Consider the following 21,878-nt stretch of genomic DNA (forward strand, 5'->3'; position numbering starts at 1 on the left):
GGAAGGACGCGGCGACAATTAGGACGCCTATTCCCACAAATGCGATCATCGCCGGATCTCCCAACGTAGTAATTTTACCGTTTTAGAGCAGGTAGATGGCATGATCGTTCTCATCTAGGGATTGTCGGGTGAACATAGCCCGAGAGTGCGCGGGAAATGAGAAAGCGAATGCCATGTTTATGGATCGGGAGAATGGTTTTGAGGTAGATTTCGCCCGCGCGATTGTGGGTGACGCAGACAGTAGAGACGGTTGCGAATTGCCCGCCGTTCTCAACGCTCTTCAGCACGGAAACCCGAAAATCCAAGTGCTTGTTGTCGCGCCCTGCGACGAGCTCGTCACCTGTTAACGTGAAGATGGGCCAAGCCCAGATGGTCTCGCCGACCCTGTACGTTGTTCGGCGTGCGTTCGAAAGAACGTCGGCGACAAGCGGTGTTTCAATACCGAATGGCTTAACCACGATGTTTCTCAGAACGATGGCGGCTTTCATCCACCCTGGCTTCCTACCGAAGATGCCGAGAAAGATATCGGTGACAGTCATGTCGGCCACCGGCAGCTCGAACCTGTAAGACTCTACGAGACTGGCACGGCTGACGAAATCCGCATGGATCTCAGAGTGCGAAGGGAAATCGACACTCGTCCATCCTGATGCCGAAGGTGCTTCGGTAAGGCTCGGTCGATCCATTCAGTCATCTCCTGCACGGGCAGAAGGCAGTCGATTTGCCGCAGCGTCTAGCAATGCCCGAGAGTACAAACAATGAAACCCAGTCAGAGCCCGGTAGCCAATGCCGATCCTGCTGCGTCCCTCCGCCGGCACGACGGCGGAGCCGAAATAGAGCGTGGTTTCCCCGCGCTTGGTTTCGATCATAAACCAGGATCTCGTGTTGCCCGACTTGTCGTTCAACATGATCTGATCTGGCTGGCGCGCCTCCACCTGCCAGACGGAAAAGCGGGACACCTCTCCGAGCGCCAGTCGGCGTGCATCCTGGTCGCTTGTGGCATAGCCAAACAGACCGAGAAGCCAGCGCTCGATCTTGAAAAGCGGCGTCGTGTAAAAGGCTTCGACATAATTCGTAAAATCAACATGTCCGGCAACTGTTACGGCGAAGCAGTCCGTGTAGACGCCCTCTCTTTGATAGGCGGCCAGCAATGCAGTGGTCGGTAGTTCGCAAGCGGCGACCGGTGACATCCTCCTCAATCGGGCAGGTCCGGATGTCGTCGAGGAGCCGGGCCTTTGATGCTCATTTGGGATCATTTCGATCGCTCCATGGCGCCGGTCGGCCAAAGACAAAGCCGATACGCTGAAGATGTTGTACGAACTCCGGTTGGAAGCCGAGGCGCTGGTAGACAGGATGGCGGATGGTAAGACGATCCTCCGCGCCGAAGCGCCGTATGGATTGCTTCTCGCTGAAGGAGTGGGTTTGGCAGATGACAACCGGACCCGACGAGGGGCCGCCGGTTCCGATGACGGGAACCGTCAGATAGGGCTTGCGCATGGAGGCGAACATGTTGCTGAAACCGATATGCCGCATAATCTGCCAGAAGGTGCGTATTGACTGGCGCTGGCCAATGCTCAACTCGCCATCTGCGATCAGGTGACCATCCTCTGACGGAAACTGGAAGTTGATCCGCTTCTTGCCTATCGCAATATCGCTGTGAGATATCTTCGCGTCCAAGCACAGATGCTCGCGGTTATAGCGCACGACACGCTCTGTGCTGTTCCACAATCCATGGCACACCATACGTGCGGGCGAGGCGGTGACGAGCGTGCGAAGAACGGCGTAGGGGCTGGCGGGAACTGGCTCGATTGGACGTGGTGCGGCAAAGAGCGAGATCTGGAGCTCGTGATGCGGTCCAAGATTGGCTTTGGAGAAATCGCAGATCCAGATCGCCGCGAGCGCGCGCCCCTGCGAATCGACAACCGGCACAAGGTCGGCTGGGGCCAGGAGCTCGGATGCGACCTTCGCTTCAACGGTCCCGCCTACCAGAAGCATTGTTCCATCCATGACGTGGTAGGGGGTTGAAAGCGCCTCGCCTGAAATGGTTACTTCGCCATCCAGCGGATGATCTCGAAAGAGGATGCTCTTGCCGTTCATTGTAATTCCCTGCCCAGATCAGGTGGAGTTGTTTCTTGCGTTGATCTCGGCGCCAGCAACCGCATGAAAGTGCTGTAGAGACGCTCCATTTCCGCTGCGTTTTTGCCGTATCCGGTCGCGGTGAGGCCAATGAAGGCGGCGTTTTCGATGATGGCCAGATCTCTGGCGTCTTCGGGGGTGAAGTTGCCGCTGGCAAAATGCAGGTCGGCAAGATAGGAAATTCGGATTTGGTCGATCTCGGCAACCATCTGCTCGACTTCCTGGTTCTTCTCGGCAAGTCGTCGCATGCCATGGCCGATCCTGGGATCGAGATGGATGACGATGCGATTAAGGTGCTCCATTCGTTGCTGAGGCTCGGCTTCGGCTTCAACGCGTTCGATCACGTTTTCGGTGTAACGTTTGCGCCAATGCACGGCTAAGGCGATGATGAACTCGTCGTGACTTTGGAAATGCGCATAGAAAGAGCCCTTCGTCTTTCCGGCGCGCAGACAAAGCCCGTCGATTGTCAGGGAATCAGGGCCGCCCTCTGCCAAGGTTTCAAGGCCGAAATCGAGCCAGTCCAACACAGACATTCGTAGTCTGCCTGCCTTGCTCATGTCAGAAGGCCCGCAATGCCGAGAAGCCCCAGACCGAGAAACAGGATCCATTGGCCGAATTCCTTCATCGGCAGGCGAAAGATCGCGATCTGAATGACGTTGAGAAGCGCGAACAGGAACGACATGCTGGTCGCCAGAACCGCCAGATCCGAACTTGCGCCAGAACGCGAGGCATAAGCGAAAGCGGCTGCCAGCGCCGCTATGGTAATGGTGACGAGATGCCAGCAGTAATAGTGGGTGTACTTTGCGCTTCGATTAATCTCCGTCGAAGCCAGAAGTGGCCGTACTGCTTCACGACCTCCAGCGACAACGTGGATTGCACAAATAAGCGCTGCGGCACCCGCAGCAGAAAGGAACCATGCGTTCACGACCAACGCCTCCTAAAACAAATTAACAAACCATACCGTATCGTATTAATTTGGACAAGCGTGAATATTGAGACCTTTGGGTCTGCTGGCTTGGCCGCTACATCACGTGAGTGATCAGAGAGAAAAGACCTGCGCTAATGAGAAACGGTTCCGTTGAGCCACCGCAGTCGCAGTCGGTGGATATGGGTTGAGCCTGCGCGGCACCGGCCAGGATTTTTGTCACCTAAAAAAATTTTACCAATCGGATAGCTAAGCGGCTGACCCAAGTAGCAATTTGAGATGATTGCAGGCCCCCGCAACCATCTCAAATTGCGATACCAAATCGCGCACATCAGCCGCCCCAACCGGGCGGCTTTTTTGCGTCCGCAAGTTCTGATGGTTGCGCCCTCCCGCAACCAATATCAAATCCAAAACAATAACTCCCCATCCCCGCACACGCACCGCACCCACAGTCGCGCGCGGGCACTGATCCTTTTGGGCATGACAGTGCGCCGCCCGGCCATGTCTATAGTGGGGAGGCGCGCAAGCTCGGCGCTAGCACAGAAGAAATCGCCGAGTTGCCACTCAATTGCATTAAGTCCGGTTGAAAATATACCCGGAAATGCACGTGTCATAAGAATGAGGGTTGCGCGCCATCTCTTCGCGCCTGCACAATTCGCCTGCACTAAGGAATTGCCGACGAGGTCGACCGTCCAACGGGTTCGAGTTGCTGCCGGCGGCCTGAGCTTCGGCATAGCGGGAGCGGAGCCATGGCAAAATCCGTCTTGCACCTCGTCTATTCGCTCGGCGGCAGAGGTTCGGTGCCGCGGCGGGCGCAGCTCGATGCCGAGGTCGCGTTAGCGGCGGGTCACAATGTCGCCTTCGTGACGGACCGTGTAGCCGGTCCCGTGCCGACCGGCGTCAAGATTGTTACGCCGCGGCGTTCCTGGCACCGCCGCCTGCCGGGTCTGCTGCGCGAACTCGGCGCCATGCTCGTCATTCATTTCCTGCTGCGGCGGTACCTGGCGACCGGCAAGGCGGATGTCATCGTCTTTCACGATTCGACGCTTTGCTGGCCGGCCTTCTGGAATGCGCGGGGCCGCCCGACCGTTTATATGGTTCATGCCCTGATCCGGGACCGGATCGAGAGCGGCGCCAATCCCTACGGTGCGGTCCGCGCCTGGCTCTATCGCCAGGCCAATCGTGCCGGTCTCGCACGCGCCACCCATATTGTCTGCGTTTCAAAATACATGGCGCAGCTGGCTGTTGCGGAGGGTGCCGATAGAGACGCCGTGTCCGTTGTTCCCAATCTCCTGAACCTTGCCGAATTCGACGCATCTTATGCACCGCGTTATGACGTGATCTATGCGGGCCGGCTATCGGTGGAGAAGGGTGTCGCGTCGCTGCTGTCGGCACTCGAGGATCTCGATCCAGAGATCAAGGTCGCGATCGTCGGCGACGGTCCGCAGCGCGGGATGCTGGAAAAGCGGGCGGCCGGAGCGGGCCTCGCTTCCTGCTCATTTCTTGGCTGGGTGGACCGACCGAGGCTGCGTGCACTGCTGGCGAGTTCCGCGATACAGGTCGTTCCTTCTCTATCCGAGCCACAAGGCGTCGCGGCGCTCGAAGGGCTTGCCGCCGGTACGCCAGTGATCGCAGCCAATGTCGGCGGCCTGCCCGAGATGATTGAGCCCGGTACGAATGGTTGGTTGTTTCCGCCGGGGGATGCCGCCGCTCTGAAGCAGTTGCTGGAAAAGGCCCTCGGCGACCGAACGCATCTGACTGAGATGCGGGGAGCGGCCAAACGTTCCGCCGCTGCCTTCGACCTCACCACAATGCACAGTCGATTGGAGCGAATTTATCTCTGATCAGTACAGCTTTGTTACGGGCACGAACCTGCCGCCCCGGCATTCTGACGATCAATCGAGTGTACCAAATGACGATGTGAGGTTCCCTTGCCTGCCACCGAACTGCCAGCGAAGCCCGCGACAGACAGCCCGCAAGGCACCAAAATCAGCGTCGTCATCTCAGCCTATAATCGACCAGGTCCCTTGAAAGAGGCCGTGGAAAGCGCGTTCAGGCAGACGCATGCGAATATCGAAATCATCGTCATCGATGATTGCTCGCCTGTCGATTTACGAGGCGCTCTGGCAGCCTATGCCGGCCGACTGACCTACCACCGCAACGAAGTCCGCTCCGGCCCGAGCGCGGCGCGCAATGTCGGCGTCAAGCTGGCAAGCGGTGAATATGTCGCCTTCCTGGACGATGACGATATCTGGCTTCCCGGCAAGCTGGAAGTGCAGCTGGCTGCGATGGAGGACCTTGACGCCTCGGTGACGGGTTTTTCCGTTCTGGAAACGGGGCGCATGGTGGTCCGCCCGGTGACGCGGATCGACACCAGCATGCTGCTTTACGGCAACAAGTTCGCCGGCACGACTGGCTTCATGTGCCGCAGATCGCGGCTGCTGGCCGAGCCGTTCGACGAGGCGTTGAGTTGGGGCGAAGACTGGGATCTCTATATCCGCTATTCGCAAATCCAACCGCTGGCCTATGTACCACAGCCGCTATTCCTGCGGCGGACAGGCAACAGCGACAGCATTACGAAGAGTTTGAAAAAGGTCGCGACCGGCAAGGAGGAGCTTTTCATCAAATCACTGAAAAAACACCGTGCGCTTCTCGGCGAGACAATATTCCGGCGACGCGTAGCGGGTATCAAGCTCTCCAATCTCAAATACAAGGACGACAAGGCCAACATCATCTGGGACTGTATGCGAAGTGCCGGAGCTCTGCCGACAATCTGGTGGCTCGCCTATAAGACAATGCGAGGCGATGCACGTGTCTGACATATTGCCGAACGGCGTCTCGGTCATCATCCCGGCGAGGAACCGCGAACGCGTCCTGGCCCGTGCCATCGAGAGTGTGCTGGCCCAAACCGCCAAGCCCAGTGAGATTGTCGTTATCGACGATGGATCTACCGACCGGACAATCGACATTGCCTGCGGATTTGAGGGCAGGAGCGATGTGCCTGTGTCGGTCATCAAGAACCTGGCCTCGGTCGGGGCGCCGGAAGCGCGCAATATCGGCGCGCGTGCGGGCCGCGGCCGCTATCTGGCCTTTCTCGATTCCGACGATGCCTGGGCGCCGAACAAACTTGAAAGGCAGTTGGCTGTCATATCCGCCGAACCAGGGGTCGCAGCCGTTTTCAGTGGCGTCGCCTACCATCGAGGCGGTCGCGTGCGTAACAGGATCATCGGACAGGGCACGATCGCGCAGGATGCACTTATGCGCCACAACGTCATCGGACCGACATCGTCTTGCCTCGTCTTGGCAGACGCCTTTCATGCGGTCGGCGGCTTTCGCAAGGATATGCCGAGCTGCCAGGATTGGGAATTGTGGCTGCGCCTGTCGACCGTCGGCACCCTTCGAATGCTGCCGGAGCCGCTGCTGCACTATTACTATGACGGATCAGGCCAGATTTCGAGCAATGCCGGCAAAGTCATGGCCGGTCATCGCATCGTCTTCGATACGGTCTATCGCATGCTGGGCGAGAATCGCAGTAAGATAAAGGCGCTCAGGGCCGAACATGAGATGCTTCTGGCGAAACTCAATGCGATGACTTTCTACGATGCACGCGCGACCTTCGGTCATTTGCGCGAGGCGCTGGCATTTTCTGCGGCGCCGCGCCTTCTGGCGCGTGCCTGCCATTACGGACTTCGGGTCACCTATCACAAAGTTCGGTTGGCATTGGCGCCAGCCGGACGGCGCTGACCTATCTGCCAGCGCCATCATCGGCGCGTTCTCAGTTCGCAGCCAGCAGAGCCGCTTCCTCATCGCCCGGTACGGATGCGGGCGCGGCAAGACTGTCGACCGATTCTACACTGGCAATCTCGATCTCCGGCTCGATGTTGGTGATGGTGATGACGAGGTCGGCGCCGCCGGGTGCAGCGTCGCCGTCGGCGCCGCCGGGCAAATCGACATCCCCGTCTGCGTCGCGCGTCCCATAATGGAATGTCACGTCGGTATCTTCGGAAATACCACCCGGCGTGAAGGTGTAATCGCCGGTATCGAAGTCGAACGTCATACGACCGCTCTCCGTATCGAACGAAACTTCGCGGCCGGAAATGGAGACATTGCTGCCGCCGACATTATCCTGTGTCACGCTGGCGGCGCTGCCGTCCCAACTGAAGCTGACATCGAAACCGTCATCGGCACTGTCATAGCTGAAGGTATAGATATGCGTCGCGCCATCGCCGGCTGTGTCGGCATCGCCCGGCAATCCGTTGTCGCCAATGCCGGAGGTATCGGCGCCGCTGAGCACATTGCCGGAGATGGGATCGCCCTCGACCGTGCCGACCAGCGCCGGTCCGAGATCTAGTGGATCGGTCACATATAGGACATCGCCGGCCGGCAGATTATCGCCATCCGGATTCGCGACATCGGTCAGATCATGCTCGGGTGGGACAATGTCATTCCCAATGCCTACGGCGTAGACGTGATTGATGCCGTTGGCCGGATCCTCGAGAAACGCGTCCCAAGTGGCTATATCGGTGTCGCTGAGATGATTGCCCCATCCGCCGCCCCAGGTGGGCTTTCCGTCCGACAGGAAGTAGATGACGTTGTCGACATCACCGGTGAGTTTCCCCGGATTTTCCCATGCAGTCTCGGCTGCTTCGAGGGCCGCGTCATAGTTCGTGAGGGCTTTCGGATCGATGATGATTGCTTCGATTGCCGCGATCGCCTCGGAAACGCTGCCCCAGTTGAACAGGATCGAGGCCGTCTTGTTGAACACGACGACGGTGGCGCGGACGTCGCCCAGCGTTTCATAGGTGTGCAGCAGGTTGCTGAGCGCCGCCTTGGCGATGCTGATGCGTGACTGCACGCCGCCCGTTGCTACGTCGGCATCCTCGTTCATCGAGCCAGAAATATCGAGCACGATCATGACGTTGGTGTCGCGATAGCTGTTTTCGGTGCCGCTGTTGGCGTCGTTGTAATTGATCGGAGAGGTATCTTCACCGTCTTCCGCGGCCAGCGGCGTGAGGTCGTCCTGCGGGTCGTAGAACGTTACATTGCGTTGGATGACTGTGTAGTTGAGCGCAGTAGCCTCCAATCCGCCGACGGCAGTCAGGCCGCCGATACCGGCGTCGGGCTCGAACGGGGAAAAGACGCCACCGTTATTTTCCGGTGAATTGCCGGCGTCGCCGGCGGCAGGCCCGGCAGCCGTCTGAATGTCGATGTTAGGATCGGTGGTGGCAATGGTGGCGGCGACGTCGACCGGTTCGCCATCCGACCCAATGATTTCAACCGGCCCGGCAGCGCTGGCATCTGCATAGCCCTGCAGGATGATTGTAAGGTCGCCGGACTTGATCGAGAGGTTGCCATTCTCGGCATTAAGGCGCGCCGCGAGATCGTCAGCAGGGAAGGGCAATTGCACCGTCTCGTTGGCCGTGACGAGCACACGCACGACATTCTCGCCGGTCGGCACCTGGATTTCCACGACCGGTCCCGTTGACTGGGTAAGCGCTGCGCCGACGATATCGGCCTCGTCTAGAACGCCGCTGGTGACCGTGCCGGAACCGAGATTCGTCTCAACGTTCATGGCTTGCTCCATTTTATTTTGCGTGCACTGGACGCGGAGGGTTGATCCGCGAGAAGTTACTGACGATTGTCGCTGCACTGCGGAAAATTCTGTGGAGACAAGCTAAGCGCGTGCGCCTTTGTTCCGTCAACATGGTGTTACTGAAAAACGATAATAATCTCCGTTTTTTCCAGCTTGTTACGCCGACCTAATAAACTTATCACAGAATTGTTGCGGCGCACCTGCTCGCGCGGGTCGTTAGTAGGAGCGCCCAACACATTTGTGTCAGCATTTGACGGAAATAGAAATTAAACGTTTTTATAATGAGTTACGCCTCATTGAGTTGTCGAATCGAACCATTCTCGCGCTCGCGGGACATGCAGTGCCATTTGTTTGGCCCATCGGCCGCACTAGTGACATCGGCTTGTGTACCGGAATATCACAAAGGTTAACGTGTTTAGAATAAGACCTTGCTGGCTCTTCTGGCGCGAAATGGCTAGCATTGCAGCGCCGAAATAAGGCGCTGGCCGAGGTCAGAAACAAACAGTTTTGCTGCGGCGCATCATGATGAGGAGGGGCAGATGACGCCACCCGAGAAGGCGAAAGCAGAGAACAAGGTGAGAACAAGGATATGCGTGCTCGGCCTGCGTGGCATGCCCGGTGTCATGGGGGGGATCGAATCGCACTGCGAGCAAATCTTCCCGCGCCTCAAGCAACTCAGCGGATCCTACGACATCACGATTATTGGCCGACGGCCCTATGTCGGGCACTCTGTTTACGACTTCCACGGGTTGCGTGTCGTGCCATTGCCGGCGTTGCGCAGCAAATATTTCGAAGCCATCAGCAACACGGCTATCGGCGTGCTTTATGCGCGCTTCGTCCTGAAAGCGGATGTGCTGCATATCCACGGTATCGGCCCGGCGCTCCTGGGGCCGTTGGCGCGTGCACTTGGGATGAAGCTGGTGGTCACGCATCACGGTCAGGATTTCGCACGCGCCAAATGGAACGGCGTTGCCAAGGCAGTGTTACGGCTCGGCGAACAATGTGCCGTCAGAGCAGCGCACCGGGTCATTGTCGTCTCAAAATCCGTCACGGAACAATTGCGCCGGCAGAATCGCAATCTTGAAAACCGTATCGAGCATATCCCAAACGGGGCGACCGAATTGCCGGTGGAAGCCGCGGTGAAAGACGAGTTGGCGACGCTCGCGGCTCTTGGACTTGTACCGGGGAAATATATCCTGGCGGTCGGTCGGCTGGTTCCGGAGAAGGCCTTTCACATCCTGATCGAAGCCTTCCGCCGTGCCGGACCCGATTGCAAGCTGGCCATCGTGGGCCGGGCTGATCACGACGATGCCTATTCGCGCGGATTGCTGGCGGAGGCGGGTGGCGACATTGTGTTTTGTGGCTTCCAGAACCATGCGGCATTGCGCAGCCTGTACCGGCGGGCTGCCTTGTTCGTCCTGCCTTCCACGCATGAGGGCTTGCCGATTGCCGCGCTGGAAGCTGCCAACCTCGCCGTTCCGACTGTGCTGAGCGACATTCAAGCCAATCTCGATATCGGCCTGGGGCCGCAGAATTATTTCCCCGCAGGCGACGTTGCGGCGCTCGCCGAAAAACTGACACAGGATTATCGCGATTTTGCGGTCGATGCGCAGGAGATCGGACGGCGCTTCAATTGGACCACCATAACCCAGGCGACGGAAAGAGTTTATGCGCACCTTGCTGCAGCCTGATCGCGCCGTCTGTTGCGGCGGACAATAGCCATGCTGGCGCCATCCCTCGCTGGCAAGGATTCCGCGCGCAGCGACCTGCTTGCGCTGTCGCGCCAGGAAGTTCCGATCCGGCTGCTGGTTCTTGCCAACAGCGCCCTTGCCTTGGCGGCGTTCCACGACCCGCTCGTGGCGACGATCGATGTCTGGCTGCATTCGCCCGAATACAATTACGGCGTACTCGTGCCCTTGGTCGTTGCATTGATGTTGTGGCGCGATCTTGCGCGCAGCCGTGCGCCGCGTCGCGGCGGCTGGTTGGGCGCCGGGCTGGTCGCTGTTGGTCTGGCCCTGGGCATTGTCGAGGCGTTGAGCCAGACCCGCTTTCCGGGTCAGGTCGGCCTGTTTCTCTGCCTCATAGGCATTTTCATTGCCTGGCAGGGGGAAGGACGGGCCCGCGATGCCTGGCCCGCTTTGGTCTTCCTGCTGTTCGGACTTCCACTGGCCAACGGTATCCAGGTCATTTTGACGGGCGCACTGCAACTCGTCTCGTCCGTGGGCGCGGTGGCACTCATCCGGGCTGCCGACATTCCGGTGCTGCGTGAAGGCAATATCGTCGATCTCGGCGCCATCCAGCTTCAGGTTGCCGAAGCCTGCAGCGGCCTGCGCTATCTCTTCCCGCTCGCGACCTTCTCCTTCCTATGTGCCTATCTCTTTGTCGGCAACCCACTTCAGCGTGCACTCATCTTCCTGTCCAGCATTCCGATTACCATCGCGATGAACATTCTGCGCATTGGCGTCACGGGTCTATTAGTCGACCGCTTCGGCGTCGCAGCCGCGGAAGGCTTCTTCCACGATTTCGAAGGTTGGATCGTCTATTGCGCCTGCCTCGCGCTGCTCTTCGCGGAAATGAAGTTGCTCTGCTACAGCGGCGGAAGTGAAAGATCGCTTCTGCGTCGCCTCGATCTCGATCTGCCGGCGGCACGAACAAGCGCGGAAATGGCAAGCGTGGAAACGCAGAAGGCCGCCTTCTTACGCTGGGACTGGCTGTCAAGCGCCATCGCGGGCGGCCTCATTCTGGCGGCTTTGTGCGCCGTCGTCTGGATCGGCGCCCGAGTACCGTATCTTCCGGCGCGCTCGGCTTTCATGCATTTCCCGCGCGAAATTGGCGCCTGGCATGCCGTCGATGCGCCCGTCGACGGAAAATCGCTGGCGGCCCTCAACGCCACGGATCACCTCAGCCTCAATTTCCTGCAGGGCGAAACCGCGCTTGTCAATGTGTGGGCTGCCTACTATCAGTCGCAATATAGCGGCAATGCCGCTCATTCCCCCCTGGTCTGCATCCCGGGCGGTGGCTGGCAGATCGAATCCCAAGACCAGGTCGATCTTCCGTATATCGACGGTGCGGGAACCTCAGTCATTCAGGCGAACCGCCTCATCATCGCCCAAGGCAACATGCGTCAGATCGTCTACTACTGGTTCGTCGAAGGCGGCGCCGTGGAGACCAACGAGTATCGTGCCAAGGCGCGCCTGCTCGCCAATTCTATCCTGCAGAATCGCCGTGACGGCGCTCTGGTGCGCTTTATCGCTCCGATCGAAGGCGGCGATGTTGCCGCTGCCGATGCGCAGCTTGCGGGGTTTGTGGCGGAAACTCTGCCAATTATACCCCAGTTCCTGCCCTAATCGCGTTGCTGTTCGACATATCGGGATGCCGAAGAAAAAGATGGAAGATGTGGAATGACCATGGAAGCGGATGATCGGCTCATCAATATCGATGTGATGGGCGCTTTGCGCCGTCGCAAATGGTATGGCATCGCCGCGGTTGCGCTTGGCCTCGCCGCGACGATTGCGATCGTCATGAACCTGCCGGCGACCTATCGCTCGACGGCGACGATCCTGATCGAGGAGCCGGATGTTCCGGCCGATTTGGTCAAGTCGACGGTCTCTACCTTCGCTAACGAGCGACTGCAGGTGATTCAGCAGCGGGTAATGACCAGTCAGCACCTCAATGAGATCATCGACCGGTTCGGGCTCTATCCCGAGCTGCAGCAGAAGATTCCACGTTCGGCGATCGTCAACATCATGCGCTCAAAGGTGACGCTTGAAGTGGTCAGCGCTGAATTCTCCGGTCAGCAGAATCGCAACAGGTCACAGAATCAGGCCACGATCGCCTTCAATCTCTCCTTCGATCATGAAGACCCGAGTATCGCCCAGCAGGTGACCAATCGCCTGACGGATATCTATCTTGCCGAGAATGACAAGACACGGCAGGAGAAGGCGGCCGGCACAACCGTCTTTCTGACTGAACAGGCCGACAAGCTGGCGGCCGACGTGCAGAACATAGAAAAGCGCCTGCTGGAACTGAAATCGAAATACAATGGCAGCTTGCCTGAGCAGTTCGCATTCAACACCCAGCTGCTCAATCAGGCGCAGGCGCAGTTGCTGCAGAGCCGCAGCGACCTGCAAATTCTCACCGACAAGAAGACTTTCCTGCAGAATCAGCTGGCGACGGTCAGTCCTTACACGCCGATGACTTCCGACGGCCGCCCGGCAACACCGCAAGCGCAGCTGCTGGCCTTGGAGCTGCAATATAGCGATATGTCGGCAAAATATGGCGACAAGCACCCGGATGTCGTCCGTCTGCAGCGCCAGATCAAATCACTAAAGGGTCAGTTGGGTCAGGTGGATAATGCCGCACTCGATCGGGCGAAATACAGCACCCTGCAAAGCCAGTTGGGCGAGGCCTTGCAGCGCTATGGCGAGAAGCATCCGGAGGTACAGAAACTACGCCGGCAGCTGGAAGACCTCGATAAAAATGCCGCCGCTGTGCCGTCATTCAAGCTGACTGCTCCGCAGGGTCCGCCGGACAACCCGATCTACATCCAGCTGCAAAGCCAGCTTTCCGATGCCTCGGCACAGCTTGGCGGCATCCAGGCCCGTATCGCGACTCTTGAGGGTAATGTCGAGGAGTTGCAGGCGCGCATTCTGCAGACGCCGGCAATCGAGAGCGAATACAATGCGCTCCGCGAGCAGCACCAGGCGGCCCTCAACCGTTTCCAGAGCTTCAAAGACAAGGAGGCCGACGCGCAGGTCGCGCAGACCATGGAGCAGCAGAGCAAAGGCGAAACCTTTTCGGTGATCGAGCCGCCGCAATATCCGGACATGCCGATCTCGCCGAACCGCAAGCTGCTCTATGCCGCCGGCTTGTTGGTCTCAGTCATGCTGGGAACAGGCCTCATGCTGGCTCTCGATATGCTGGACGCCCGCATATATGACGGGCGCTCACTGCTGGCCATCTTTGGTGAAATGCCATTGGCCTCGGTTCCCTATATCAAGACAAGGGCCGAAGTGAGCGCGCGGCGCTGGAGATTTGCCGGCATGGCGAGCCTGACATTGCTCTGCCTCCTCGGTATCTCATCGTTCCTCTATATCAGATATCAGCCGCCTCTATGACGGCTGGAAAGGTTGGTTCCTGATGAGCAACGGCATGACTGCAACACCGGAAATCCAGCTGATGGAAGAGGGAAAAGTCACGGAGGTAGGGCCGAAATCGATCGATGATCTGGCCAAGCCGCATACGGCGGGATGCGCTAGGAGTTTCGCGGAGCTGAAACGATGGCTGAAAGCCGATCTGTTCCGTTATGCCGGACGGTCGGATATCAGATCGTTCCTCCGGCACTTTCTCTTCACGCCGGGATATAAGTACACGGTGTGGATGCGCAGCTGTGGCTACTTCCGCGTGAAGCCCTGGGCCAGGCTTCTATTGCTCTATCCGTTGTCGAAATGGATCCTGCTGCGTTGCCGCTATAAATACGGCATCGTCATTCCCGAATACACGGTCATCGGGCCGGGCTTGTTCATCAATCGCTTTGGCGGCATTTACGTGAACGGCGACGCGGTGATCGGCAGCAATGTCAATTTTACGCACGGCATCATGCTGGGCCAGGCCAATCGCGGCAAGTATATGGGCTCGCCTATCGTCGGCGACCGCGTGTTCCTCGCTTCTGGCGCCAAGATTATTGGCCGGGTACGGCTGGGAGACGGTGCCGTCGTGGGAGCAAACGCCGTCGTGACCAAGGATGTGCCCGAAAACGGCGTTGTCGGCGGCATACCGGCAAAGATTCTCTCGCTTCAGGGATCAGCCGACTATGTCAACCGCGTCGCACCCCTTTAGCGCAAGATATTGTTCTCGAGATGATGGCTTCCCGACCGCGTCTCGCCATTCACGGCGACATCATGGAGTTCCAGAATGCCGGTGGCGTTGCCGCGTGCAAGGCCACCATCGGCACTGAGTTCGATAGCGCCGCCATGCATGCGAATCACCGGGGTATCGCCGCGTTTAAGCTTGTTGAAACCGAGTGCAAAAGTTCCATCACCGACTTGCAAAGTCGTGTTGACGATGTCGCACAGCCCCGATACCTGGATGCAGCACCCTTCCGTGCCGGCCCTTGTGACGGGTTGGCGGAATGTGCAGTCGCGGATCAGGTTCTCGGCCTTCGACCATATGCGAGCGCCGAACTTGCAATGCTCGGACGAGCTTTTTTCGATCTTAACGCCGGATGTCTTCAGGTCGAAGGCCGCGTCGCCCATGTTGCTGGCGTGACAATTGCGGATCGTGACGTTTCTGGTACCGGACTCGCAGACGATACCGTCACCTTGAGTGTATCCTTCACCGCCGCCGGCCAGTGTCTTCGTGCTGACCGCATTCCTGAGCGTGATGTTTTCGAAAAGGATGTCGGTTCCTTTGTCGACCGCAATCAGTTGGCACACATTCTTGGCGCCACCATCAAGTCCGTTGGCGTCGAGGTCGAGATCGCGCAGAACCGATTGCGCAAGATGGTGGAAGCGCGCGAAGCCGCGGACTATACCGAAAGCTCGACAATCGCGGATGACGATGTTGCTGAGCTTGGCGCCTTGGTCTGTTTCAATAACTCGACCGATATCGGTGCCGGCAATGTCAGCGAAAGTGATGCCATCGAAACTAGCCGACTTTGCCTTGCCGTGGCGGAATTTGAAGAAACCGTCACCCGACGTGCCGGCCATGCGAAAGCCAGCCAGGAAAATGTGGGATGCATCTCGTTCGATGCCGAGAAAGAATGGCGCGCCCTTGCTTTTGCCGAAGGTCTCGACCGACCATGGATCCACGTTACGGAAGCGGGGAGCAGCATCGTCAGGCGCCGGCAACATAAGGCTGTCGTTACCGGCGATGTCGCCAGCCAGAACGATGATCGGCGTTTCTTTCGTGCCGGACGTCCGCAGGAAGATCTGCGGTTTCTTGCGTCCGAGTTCTATCGGATGCGGATCGACGGGCTCACTGCCGATGAGAAAGGCGGCGCCAGGTGCCGCTGCGGCTTGGGCTTTCGAAACCCAATTGACCGGCATAGCGTTTCGCCAGTCTTGACCGTCGTGGCTGCCGGCCCCCTTGCGGGTGACGTATCGAAAGGACTTTGCGGCGTCGATCTGCACCTGGCTGTCGGGCGAAAAGCCACTGGCAACGCTGGCCGCCGCATGACGGGCCGAGATCTTGAGAAGGCCGGCCGCCAGCAGCATCTGGCCAAGCTGTCGCCGGCTCGGACGCACGAAGCCGGTCAGGGTCGGGAAGTTCATCTGAGACATTCCAATCCTTTCATTGACGACACGCAGGTGAACCTGAGGTGGGTAGACATCCCTGTCAACGCAATGGCTGGGGCAAAGCCGTGACAAGAACCATGGCCGGATATTCGATGTACGGGACCGTACCAGCATGACCGAAGGAGTAGTGTTCGGTGCGACGTTGCCGCCCTGGCTGCTCTATCCGGCGACATTGCTGATCGTTCTGAGCCTAGCCTTGCGGCTGTGGCGCGTGCCGAGCGCGATCGCGGCCTTTACCTGCTTTGCGCTTGCTTTCCGCTATCTGGCAGCCGCACATCATACATTCACCTACAGCCCGTCGCCCATCGGTCTGTCGTGGAATGCGCTGGGGTCATCCGCCGTTTTTCTGCTTGGCCTGCTCCTTATCCGCAGCCGCCATCTTCTGTTGAAGCAGCTCATACCCTGCTATTTTCTCATCGCGATTGTTATCCTCAGCGGCCTTGCCAATCATACGATCCCGAAGATCATCGATGTTGGCGTCAAGTTTGGCTATCTCGTCATCATGACGATCGGCGTCTATGAGGGGTTGCTGGCGCTGGGCGAAAAACGGATGACCAACCTGCTGCTCTGGGCTTTTGCGGCGCCTATTGGCTTCCAGGCACTGTCGATTGCCTTTCATGTCGTCAAGGCCAGCGAGGGCGACGGTTCCGTGAGCTATATCGGCGGCTACAATCATGAGGCCGCCTTCTCCATCATCCTGGCCACCGGCCTGTTGATCGCCTGCTTCGCCACGGGTATCGCTTTGTGGCGCCGATCTCTCTTGCTGTTCGTGTTCATGGCAGCCATCGTCCTGGCCAATTACCGGACAGCTATTCTGGCTTTTGCGCCCCTGATCGTGACGCAGTTCAATCTCGACATTGTCAGCCGGTTCTCGCCGCGCCAGCGCAGCATCATCGCCGTGGCATTGCTGGGACTGAGTGTCCTCGGCGTTCTCTCCGCCGCCTGGATGTTCCGCGAAAGGTTCCAGGATATTGTCACCACCTTCGAGTCGATCGACAAGCTGATCAAGCCGCAATCCGAGTATACGATGGCCGAAAAGCAACTCCTGTCGGCCAGGCCCTTCATCTGGAGCGCCTATATCGAGGCGTATATCGACGGGAGCCTGCGCAACCATCTATTGGGCTATGGGCCGGATTCGTGGATCGGCGTGATGACGGTCTATGCTCACAACACGCTCATTTCTGCCCTTTATGAGTATGGCTTGCTCGGCGTAACCGCGTTTGTCGTTCTTTGGGCGACGATGCTCTACGCTTCTCTTTGGGCGCCAGCCGGCGTTCGCGGCAAGCTGATTGCCGGCCATCTCAGCTTTCTGTTGCTGAACATGGCCACGATGCCGCACTGGATGCTGGAAGGTGATATCCTTTACGGCGTCTTATGCGGCTACACAATATACATGCTGCGTCGCACAGCGGACGAGCGTAAACCGATGAAGATGCCGACTGGTGCTGTCAACGCGCCCTTTGCCGGTGGACTGGTGACAGAAGTCGCGCCGAAGCCCCGACCCAATATGCTGAAGCCTTAAGGCGCTACTCCTGCTTCAGACCGACGGACAATTTCCTGGCTTCTTCGACGCCCCGGAAATCCGGCTGTCCGACCAGGGCGCCGGCAAGGACGAGGCGCGCTTTGTCTTTGAGGTCTTTGCGCGAGAGCGCCATAGCATAGTGGTAAAGCATCTGCTGGTCGTTGGGAGCCAACGCAATGGCCTTGCTGAGCTGAACGGTCGCATCGTCGATATTGTCTAGACGCAATTGCACCCAGCCCAGTGTATCGAGAAGCGTTGCGTTATTGGTGTTGCGGAACCGCTCCGTGAGCGCCCTGGCCCGGTCGAGTAGCGCTTTGTCGCTCGGCCACAAATCGGCGATGAGTTGAGCCAGATTGTTCGCCGCCACGATGCTTCCCGGCCATCTTACCAGGATGGAATCATATGCGTCTTTGGCTTTGGCATAGTCGCCAGCGATTTCGTAAGCGATGGCGACGCTTTCCGCTACCAAACTGTCATCGGGAAAGACGCGGGCAGCGCCCTCCAGCAGAGCGACCGTCCCGGATTTGTCGCCGCGTTGCTTGAGTATCAACGATAGATGAAGATAGGCGGCGCGCATTTGCGGCGCCGCTTGAATGGCCCGACGCAGAAAATCTTCCGCCATCGCCAGGTCGCCATTGCGCTGACGCAGATCTGCCAGGAGGATAAGGGCATCCGCATCGCGGGGGTTGCGCTCGATACGATCCGTGAGAATCTTTTCGCTATCGACACTATTGCCACCGCCGCTAGCGTCCTCATCCGTCCCGGCATTGGCTTGCGCCAATGTGTGAGCCTGCGTCAATTTCGGGCCGACGATCGCAAAATCCCGTCCGAGATCAAGCGCGGTCGTGAGCTCCGAGATGGCCGTCTTGTAATCTTTTCGCACCAATGCAGCTTCGCCAAGGATTTGGTGGCCGGCCGGCGCCGTCGCCGGATCCTCCAGCAGCGCCCTGCCGATCATTTCACCTTTATCCTCCTGTCGAGAATAGATAAGGATTTGTGCTTTGCTGACTTGCAGGTCGGGTATATCGGGCTGAAGGGCTATGGCGGCATCGAGATGTTGAACGGCCTCACCGGGCGACCGCACGGCGAGAAGCCCGGAGAGTTTCAGTCTTGCATCGACGTCTTCGGGAGCGACGGTAGCCAAGGTTCGGAACGTCGCGATAGCGAGTTCGCGCTCATCGGTTGCCAGATAGGTATGGGCAAGAACGGTAAGCGCGGTATGTGAGGCCGGATCGGTGCTTAGGGCGGATCTGGCATCGGCTATCGTATCGTCGTAGCGACCTTGCACGAAATGCAAGCTCGCTCTCATAAGCAGAGCATTGTGATTTCCGGAATCCTCCTTGAGGATCGCGTTTAACTGAGAGAGTGCATCGTCTCTCTTGCCGCGAAGGTCCGCAATATGCGCCAGTTCAACCCGCGCATCGAGTTTATCTGACAATGTGGGCAATCGGTCGATCAGGTTTTCCAGAATGGCCTGGGCGTCGTCGAGATGCCCGGCCCTGACGTGCAGCCGTGCCAGCAATAGACCATAATTGTCGGTTTTGGGGATGGCGGCAATCAAGGGCTTGATCGTGCGCACCGCCACGTCGGGGCCCTGCGTCTTATCGAGAAAGTCAGCATAGGCGCCAAGCAATGCGCCCGGGGCGGCGCTGGCTGCAATTGCCCGCCGGAACACATCGTGAGCTTCGCTTGTGCGATGGTCTGCTTGGAGCGACTTGGCGAGGCTCAGCACATGTTGAGGATTGTCCGGCTCAAGGACCATCAGTTCGCGCAGGACATTATTGGCCTCTGTCGTCTTGCCCTGGTCGCGCAGCAGTTTGAGCTTGAAGCTCCATAGCTCGCTGTTGCGCGTGTCGGCCTTGAGCCCACCATCTATCAACGAAACGGCTTCGTCGAATTTTTGCTGCCGCGCCCTTTGGCTGGCCAGCACGACCAATGCATCCGGGTCGTTCGGCTTGAGGGCCAGTGCGGCTTTCGTCTCAATCTCTGCGTCGTTCAGCTTTCCTTCCATCAGAAGCGCTGCACCGCGCATTGTATGCCCAGTTGGGCTGGAGGGGGCGATGGCGATCAACTTGTCGGCATGGAGCAGGGCCCTCTCCGGATTGGCGCCAAGCAAGGCGTATCGGCCAAGCTTTTCCTGTGCGCCCTGGTGGTTAGGAGCCTGCATGGAGACCTCCTGGAACGCGGAAATGGCTGCAGGGAAATTGCCTTGGCGTTCCAATATGAGGCCGACAAGATACCGTGCGTCAACCCCGGTAGGGTTGATCTGCAGGGCGTTCCGAAATTCGAGCAATGCCTTGACAAGGTCGCCGCTGGCATAGAGTTCTTTGCCGTTCTGCAGATGCTTGGCTTCACGTTCCTGGGGAGAGTCGCAAGCAGTAATAATCAGAAAAACTGTGGCAAGTGCCAACGAGCGGAGAAGAGGACGGACGCGATTCATTTGATTCCAGGCGGAGTGTGGTTTTGCGGCGGCGATGGCTCGCGGCAAAGTCGGAGAATTATCCGGCATATGCTGAGTAGCGCCCAAGAAATAAGCATTCGTGCTCAATTTGAATTCACCATGCAGGTGGTGTGGAGGTGAGTCAAGGCGACGCGCCGCATGGTCGAAAGTCGATGTCACAGGATTTGCTCAGAGTCGCCACAGCAAGTGTCAAACGGCCGATGTTAGTTTGGGCTGCAATTCTTGGAAGGATTGTGGCCCGCCGGAAAACACCGGCAACAATCGCAAAATAGGGCAGGGAAAAATGAACAAGATAATAGCGCTGCTATTCGCCGCCGGCTTGTCTCTCGGGCTTGTCGCACCGGCGTCCGCTTCCAACTTCGACCTGGGAACGTTGAGCGCCGATGGGACGTCGTCCGGTTTTGTGGCCAACTTCGGCAGTGGGATTCAAACCTTCAGCGACACAATCTATTTTTCGCTCGCGGGCATCAGCACATCGCTGATCGGCCAGATCACCGATCTCGGCAGCATATTCGGACAGGTTGTCGATAGCCTGAATTTCAATCTCGATCTGTTCAGCACGGCGGATACGGCGACCTCACTCGGGAACTATACGGATCCGACAGGAACCGGTATCAGCTTCAGCTATGCGGATTTGGCCGCGGGCGACTACTTCTTCCGGATTACTGGCGACAGCGCGCCGACGGGCAATGCCTACAACTATGCATTCAAGGTCAATGTGACCGAGACACCGATTCCGCCGGCACTGCTGCTTTTTGGAACAGCGCTGGGTGGCATGGGTGTCGCCGCCTACCGCAAGCGTAAAGCGGTCGCGGCTGGCTCCTGAGCCGATTATCACTATCGGCTGCCCTGAGTGACACGTCCCGACCCCCAGATTTTTCTGGGGGTTTTGCTTTGATCGTGCGGATTAATCTAGACGCTGAGGTCTGGTGAATGGCTGTCTTGGTAACTGGCGCTGCCGGCTTTATTGGTTCGCATGTCGCGCAAGCACTTCTCGACGGTGGAGAACAGGTCGTCGGCCTCGACAATCTCAATGCCTATTATGATATTGCTCTTAAGGAAGCGAGGTTGCGGAAACTGCGAAAGCCCGGTTTCGCCTTCGTCAAAGCCGATGTCGCGCAGCAGCCGCAATTTCTCAGCGCCCTGGCACCGCATTGCTGTGAGGTGACGGCGATTGTGCATCTCGCGGCTCAGGCGGGCGTCCGCCATTCCATCGAGCAGCCTCTAGACTATCTCAGCGCGAATCTTGCCGGCCACCTGCATATGCTTGAATTGGCGCGCTCGCTGCCCCGGCTGCAGCATATGGTCTATGCCAGCTCCAGTTCGGTCTATGGTGCATCCCGGAAGATTCCCTTCGCGCTTGACGATCCGGTCGATCAGCCGGTGTCGCTCTACGCGGCGACCAAGCGATCAGACGAGCTGATGAGTGCGGCCTATGCCAGCCTCTATCGGATTCCGCTGACGGGTCTGCGTTTTTTCACTGTCTACGGACCCGCCGGTCGACCGGATATGGCCTATTTTAAATTCACCTCGGCGATTCTTGCTGGCCGGCCGATCGAAGTGAATGGCGATGGTCGCCAGAGTCGCGATTTTACCTATATCGACGATATCGTCGGGGGCATCGTGGCGGCGTTGGCACGGCCCCCGCAAGGTGTCGTCCCGCACAGGATCTATAACCTCGGCAACGATCAGCCGGAGGCACTCTCGCGTCTCATTGAAGTCATCGAGAAGGCATGCGGCCGGCGGGCGGAGATCGAGTACCGACCGCCATCGCCGGGCGATGTTCCGGCGACATGGGCTGATATTTCCGAAAGCCGCGCCGACCTTGGTTACGCACCAAAGATTCCGCTCGTCGAGGGTGTCGCGCGATTCGTTGGGTGGTACAGGGACTACGCGACAGCCTGAGTGCGTTTATTTCGGCAATATCACAGCGAGAAATGCACGGGCAT

The 21,878-nt window shown here is 58.4% G+C and carries 18 protein-coding genes; 10 read left to right on the forward strand and 8 right to left on the reverse strand.

Annotation, left to right across the window (positions count from 1 at the left end; all coding sequences use genetic code 11):
* Positions 1-110: 110 nt before the first annotated feature.
* From ACE3TY_RS03935 to ACE3TY_RS03955, 5 genes are read right to left on the reverse strand one after another with little or no spacing between them, the layout of a single operon-like run.
* Positions 111-683, reverse strand: a complete 573-nt coding sequence (locus tag ACE3TY_RS03935; RefSeq protein ID WP_374651074.1) for a DUF2867 domain-containing protein — start codon at positions 681-683, stop codon at positions 111-113.
* On the reverse strand, positions 684-1,187 hold the full coding sequence (locus ACE3TY_RS03940) for a hypothetical protein (protein ID WP_374651076.1): 504 nt from the start codon (positions 1,185-1,187) through the stop codon (positions 684-686). It abuts the gene before it with no gap.
* A 52-nt stretch (positions 1,188-1,239) separates the two neighbouring features.
* On the reverse strand, positions 1,240-2,094 hold the full coding sequence (locus ACE3TY_RS03945; protein WP_374651078.1) for a hypothetical protein: 855 nt from the start codon (positions 2,092-2,094) through the stop codon (positions 1,240-1,242).
* On the reverse strand, positions 2,091-2,666 hold the full coding sequence (locus ACE3TY_RS03950; RefSeq protein WP_374651080.1) for a TetR/AcrR family transcriptional regulator: 576 nt from the start codon (positions 2,664-2,666) through the stop codon (positions 2,091-2,093). Before ACE3TY_RS03950 ends, ACE3TY_RS03945 begins: the two co-directional genes overlap by 4 nt.
* Positions 2,667-2,686: 20 nt before the next feature.
* On the reverse strand, positions 2,687-3,058 hold the full coding sequence (locus ACE3TY_RS03955; RefSeq protein ID WP_374651082.1) for a hypothetical protein: 372 nt from the start codon (positions 3,056-3,058) through the stop codon (positions 2,687-2,689).
* Between the two features lie 749 nt (positions 3,059-3,807).
* On the opposite strand from ACE3TY_RS03955, the gene ACE3TY_RS03960 reads away from it, so the two are divergent.
* The 3 genes from ACE3TY_RS03960 to ACE3TY_RS03970 all read left to right on the forward strand — a co-directional run bounded on the left by ACE3TY_RS03960 (position 3,808) and on the right by ACE3TY_RS03970 (position 6,802).
* Positions 3,808-4,902, forward strand: coding sequence for a glycosyltransferase family 4 protein (locus tag ACE3TY_RS03960; protein WP_374651084.1), 1,095 nt, complete (start codon positions 3,808-3,810; stop codon positions 4,900-4,902).
* Between the two features lie 87 nt (positions 4,903-4,989).
* The gene (locus ACE3TY_RS03965; protein ID WP_374651086.1) at positions 4,990-5,877 is read left to right on the forward strand and encodes a glycosyltransferase family 2 protein; all 888 of its coding nucleotides are present in this window, start codon (positions 4,990-4,992) and stop codon (positions 5,875-5,877) included.
* Positions 5,870-6,802 carry a glycosyltransferase family 2 protein gene (locus ACE3TY_RS03970; protein WP_374651088.1) on the forward strand — a complete coding sequence of 311 codons (933 nt, stop codon included), beginning with the start codon at positions 5,870-5,872 and terminating at the stop codon, positions 6,800-6,802. The genes ACE3TY_RS03965 and ACE3TY_RS03970 overlap by 8 nt, the downstream gene beginning before the upstream one ends.
* 31 nt (positions 6,803-6,833) lie before the next feature.
* Here the strand turns inward: ACE3TY_RS03970 and ACE3TY_RS03975 are convergent, their stop codons facing one another.
* Positions 6,834-8,630 (reverse strand): vWA domain-containing protein, encoded by a 1,797-nt coding sequence (locus ACE3TY_RS03975; RefSeq protein ID WP_374651089.1) that lies wholly within the window; start codon positions 8,628-8,630, stop codon positions 6,834-6,836.
* Between the two features lie 560 nt (positions 8,631-9,190).
* Between ACE3TY_RS03975 and ACE3TY_RS03980 the strand changes: the two genes are divergently transcribed.
* The 4 genes from ACE3TY_RS03980 to ACE3TY_RS03995 are packed head-to-tail and all read left to right on the forward strand — an operon-like array spanning position 9,191 to position 14,489.
* A complete protein-coding gene (locus tag ACE3TY_RS03980; RefSeq protein WP_374651091.1) occupies positions 9,191-10,342 on the forward strand; it encodes a glycosyltransferase family 4 protein in 1,152 nt (383 codons plus the stop codon).
* Between the two features lie 30 nt (positions 10,343-10,372).
* Positions 10,373-11,998 carry a VPLPA-CTERM-specific exosortase XrtD gene (xrtD, locus tag ACE3TY_RS03985; protein ID WP_374651093.1) on the forward strand — a complete coding sequence of 542 codons (1,626 nt, stop codon included), beginning with the start codon at positions 10,373-10,375 and terminating at the stop codon, positions 11,996-11,998.
* 54 nt (positions 11,999-12,052) lie between these two features.
* The gene (locus tag ACE3TY_RS03990; RefSeq protein ID WP_374651095.1) at positions 12,053-13,768 is read left to right on the forward strand and encodes a GumC family protein; all 1,716 of its coding nucleotides are present in this window, start codon (positions 12,053-12,055) and stop codon (positions 13,766-13,768) included.
* A 34-nt stretch (positions 13,769-13,802) separates the two neighbouring features.
* The gene (locus ACE3TY_RS03995) at positions 13,803-14,489 is read left to right on the forward strand and encodes a serine O-acetyltransferase (RefSeq protein WP_374651097.1); all 687 of its coding nucleotides are present in this window, start codon (positions 13,803-13,805) and stop codon (positions 14,487-14,489) included.
* On the opposite strand, the gene ACE3TY_RS04000 is transcribed toward ACE3TY_RS03995, so the two are convergent.
* Positions 14,486-15,865, reverse strand: a complete 1,380-nt coding sequence (locus ACE3TY_RS04000; RefSeq protein WP_374651099.1) for a right-handed parallel beta-helix repeat-containing protein — start codon at positions 15,863-15,865, stop codon at positions 14,486-14,488. The genes ACE3TY_RS03995 and ACE3TY_RS04000 overlap by 4 nt on opposite strands.
* A 193-nt stretch (positions 15,866-16,058) precedes the next feature.
* Between ACE3TY_RS04000 and ACE3TY_RS04005 the strand changes: the two genes are divergently transcribed.
* Positions 16,059-17,468: an O-antigen ligase family protein gene (locus tag ACE3TY_RS04005; protein ID WP_374651101.1), complete on the forward strand. Its 1,410-nt coding sequence runs from the start codon at positions 16,059-16,061 to the stop codon at positions 17,466-17,468.
* A 4-nt stretch (positions 17,469-17,472) separates the two neighbouring features.
* Here the strand turns inward: ACE3TY_RS04005 and ACE3TY_RS04010 are convergent, their stop codons facing one another.
* Complete coding sequence (locus ACE3TY_RS04010; protein WP_374651103.1) at positions 17,473-20,016, reverse strand: tetratricopeptide repeat protein; 2,544 nt, start codon at positions 20,014-20,016, stop codon at positions 17,473-17,475.
* A gap of 196 nt (positions 20,017-20,212) precedes the next feature.
* On the opposite strand from ACE3TY_RS04010, the gene ACE3TY_RS04015 reads away from it, so the two are divergent.
* Both ACE3TY_RS04015 and ACE3TY_RS04020 read left to right on the forward strand, forming a co-directional pair.
* On the forward strand, positions 20,213-20,755 hold the full coding sequence (locus ACE3TY_RS04015) for a hypothetical protein (RefSeq protein WP_374651105.1): 543 nt from the start codon (positions 20,213-20,215) through the stop codon (positions 20,753-20,755).
* Positions 20,756-20,862: 107 nt separating this feature from the next.
* Positions 20,863-21,834: an NAD-dependent epimerase/dehydratase family protein gene (locus ACE3TY_RS04020; protein ID WP_374651107.1), complete on the forward strand. Its 972-nt coding sequence runs from the start codon at positions 20,863-20,865 to the stop codon at positions 21,832-21,834.
* The last annotated feature ends 44 nt before the right edge of the window (positions 21,835-21,878 follow it).

Origin of the sequence: Dongia sp. (assembly GCF_041918875.1) — a bacterium.
Classification (GTDB): Bacteria; Pseudomonadota; Alphaproteobacteria; order Dongiales; family Dongiaceae; genus Dongia.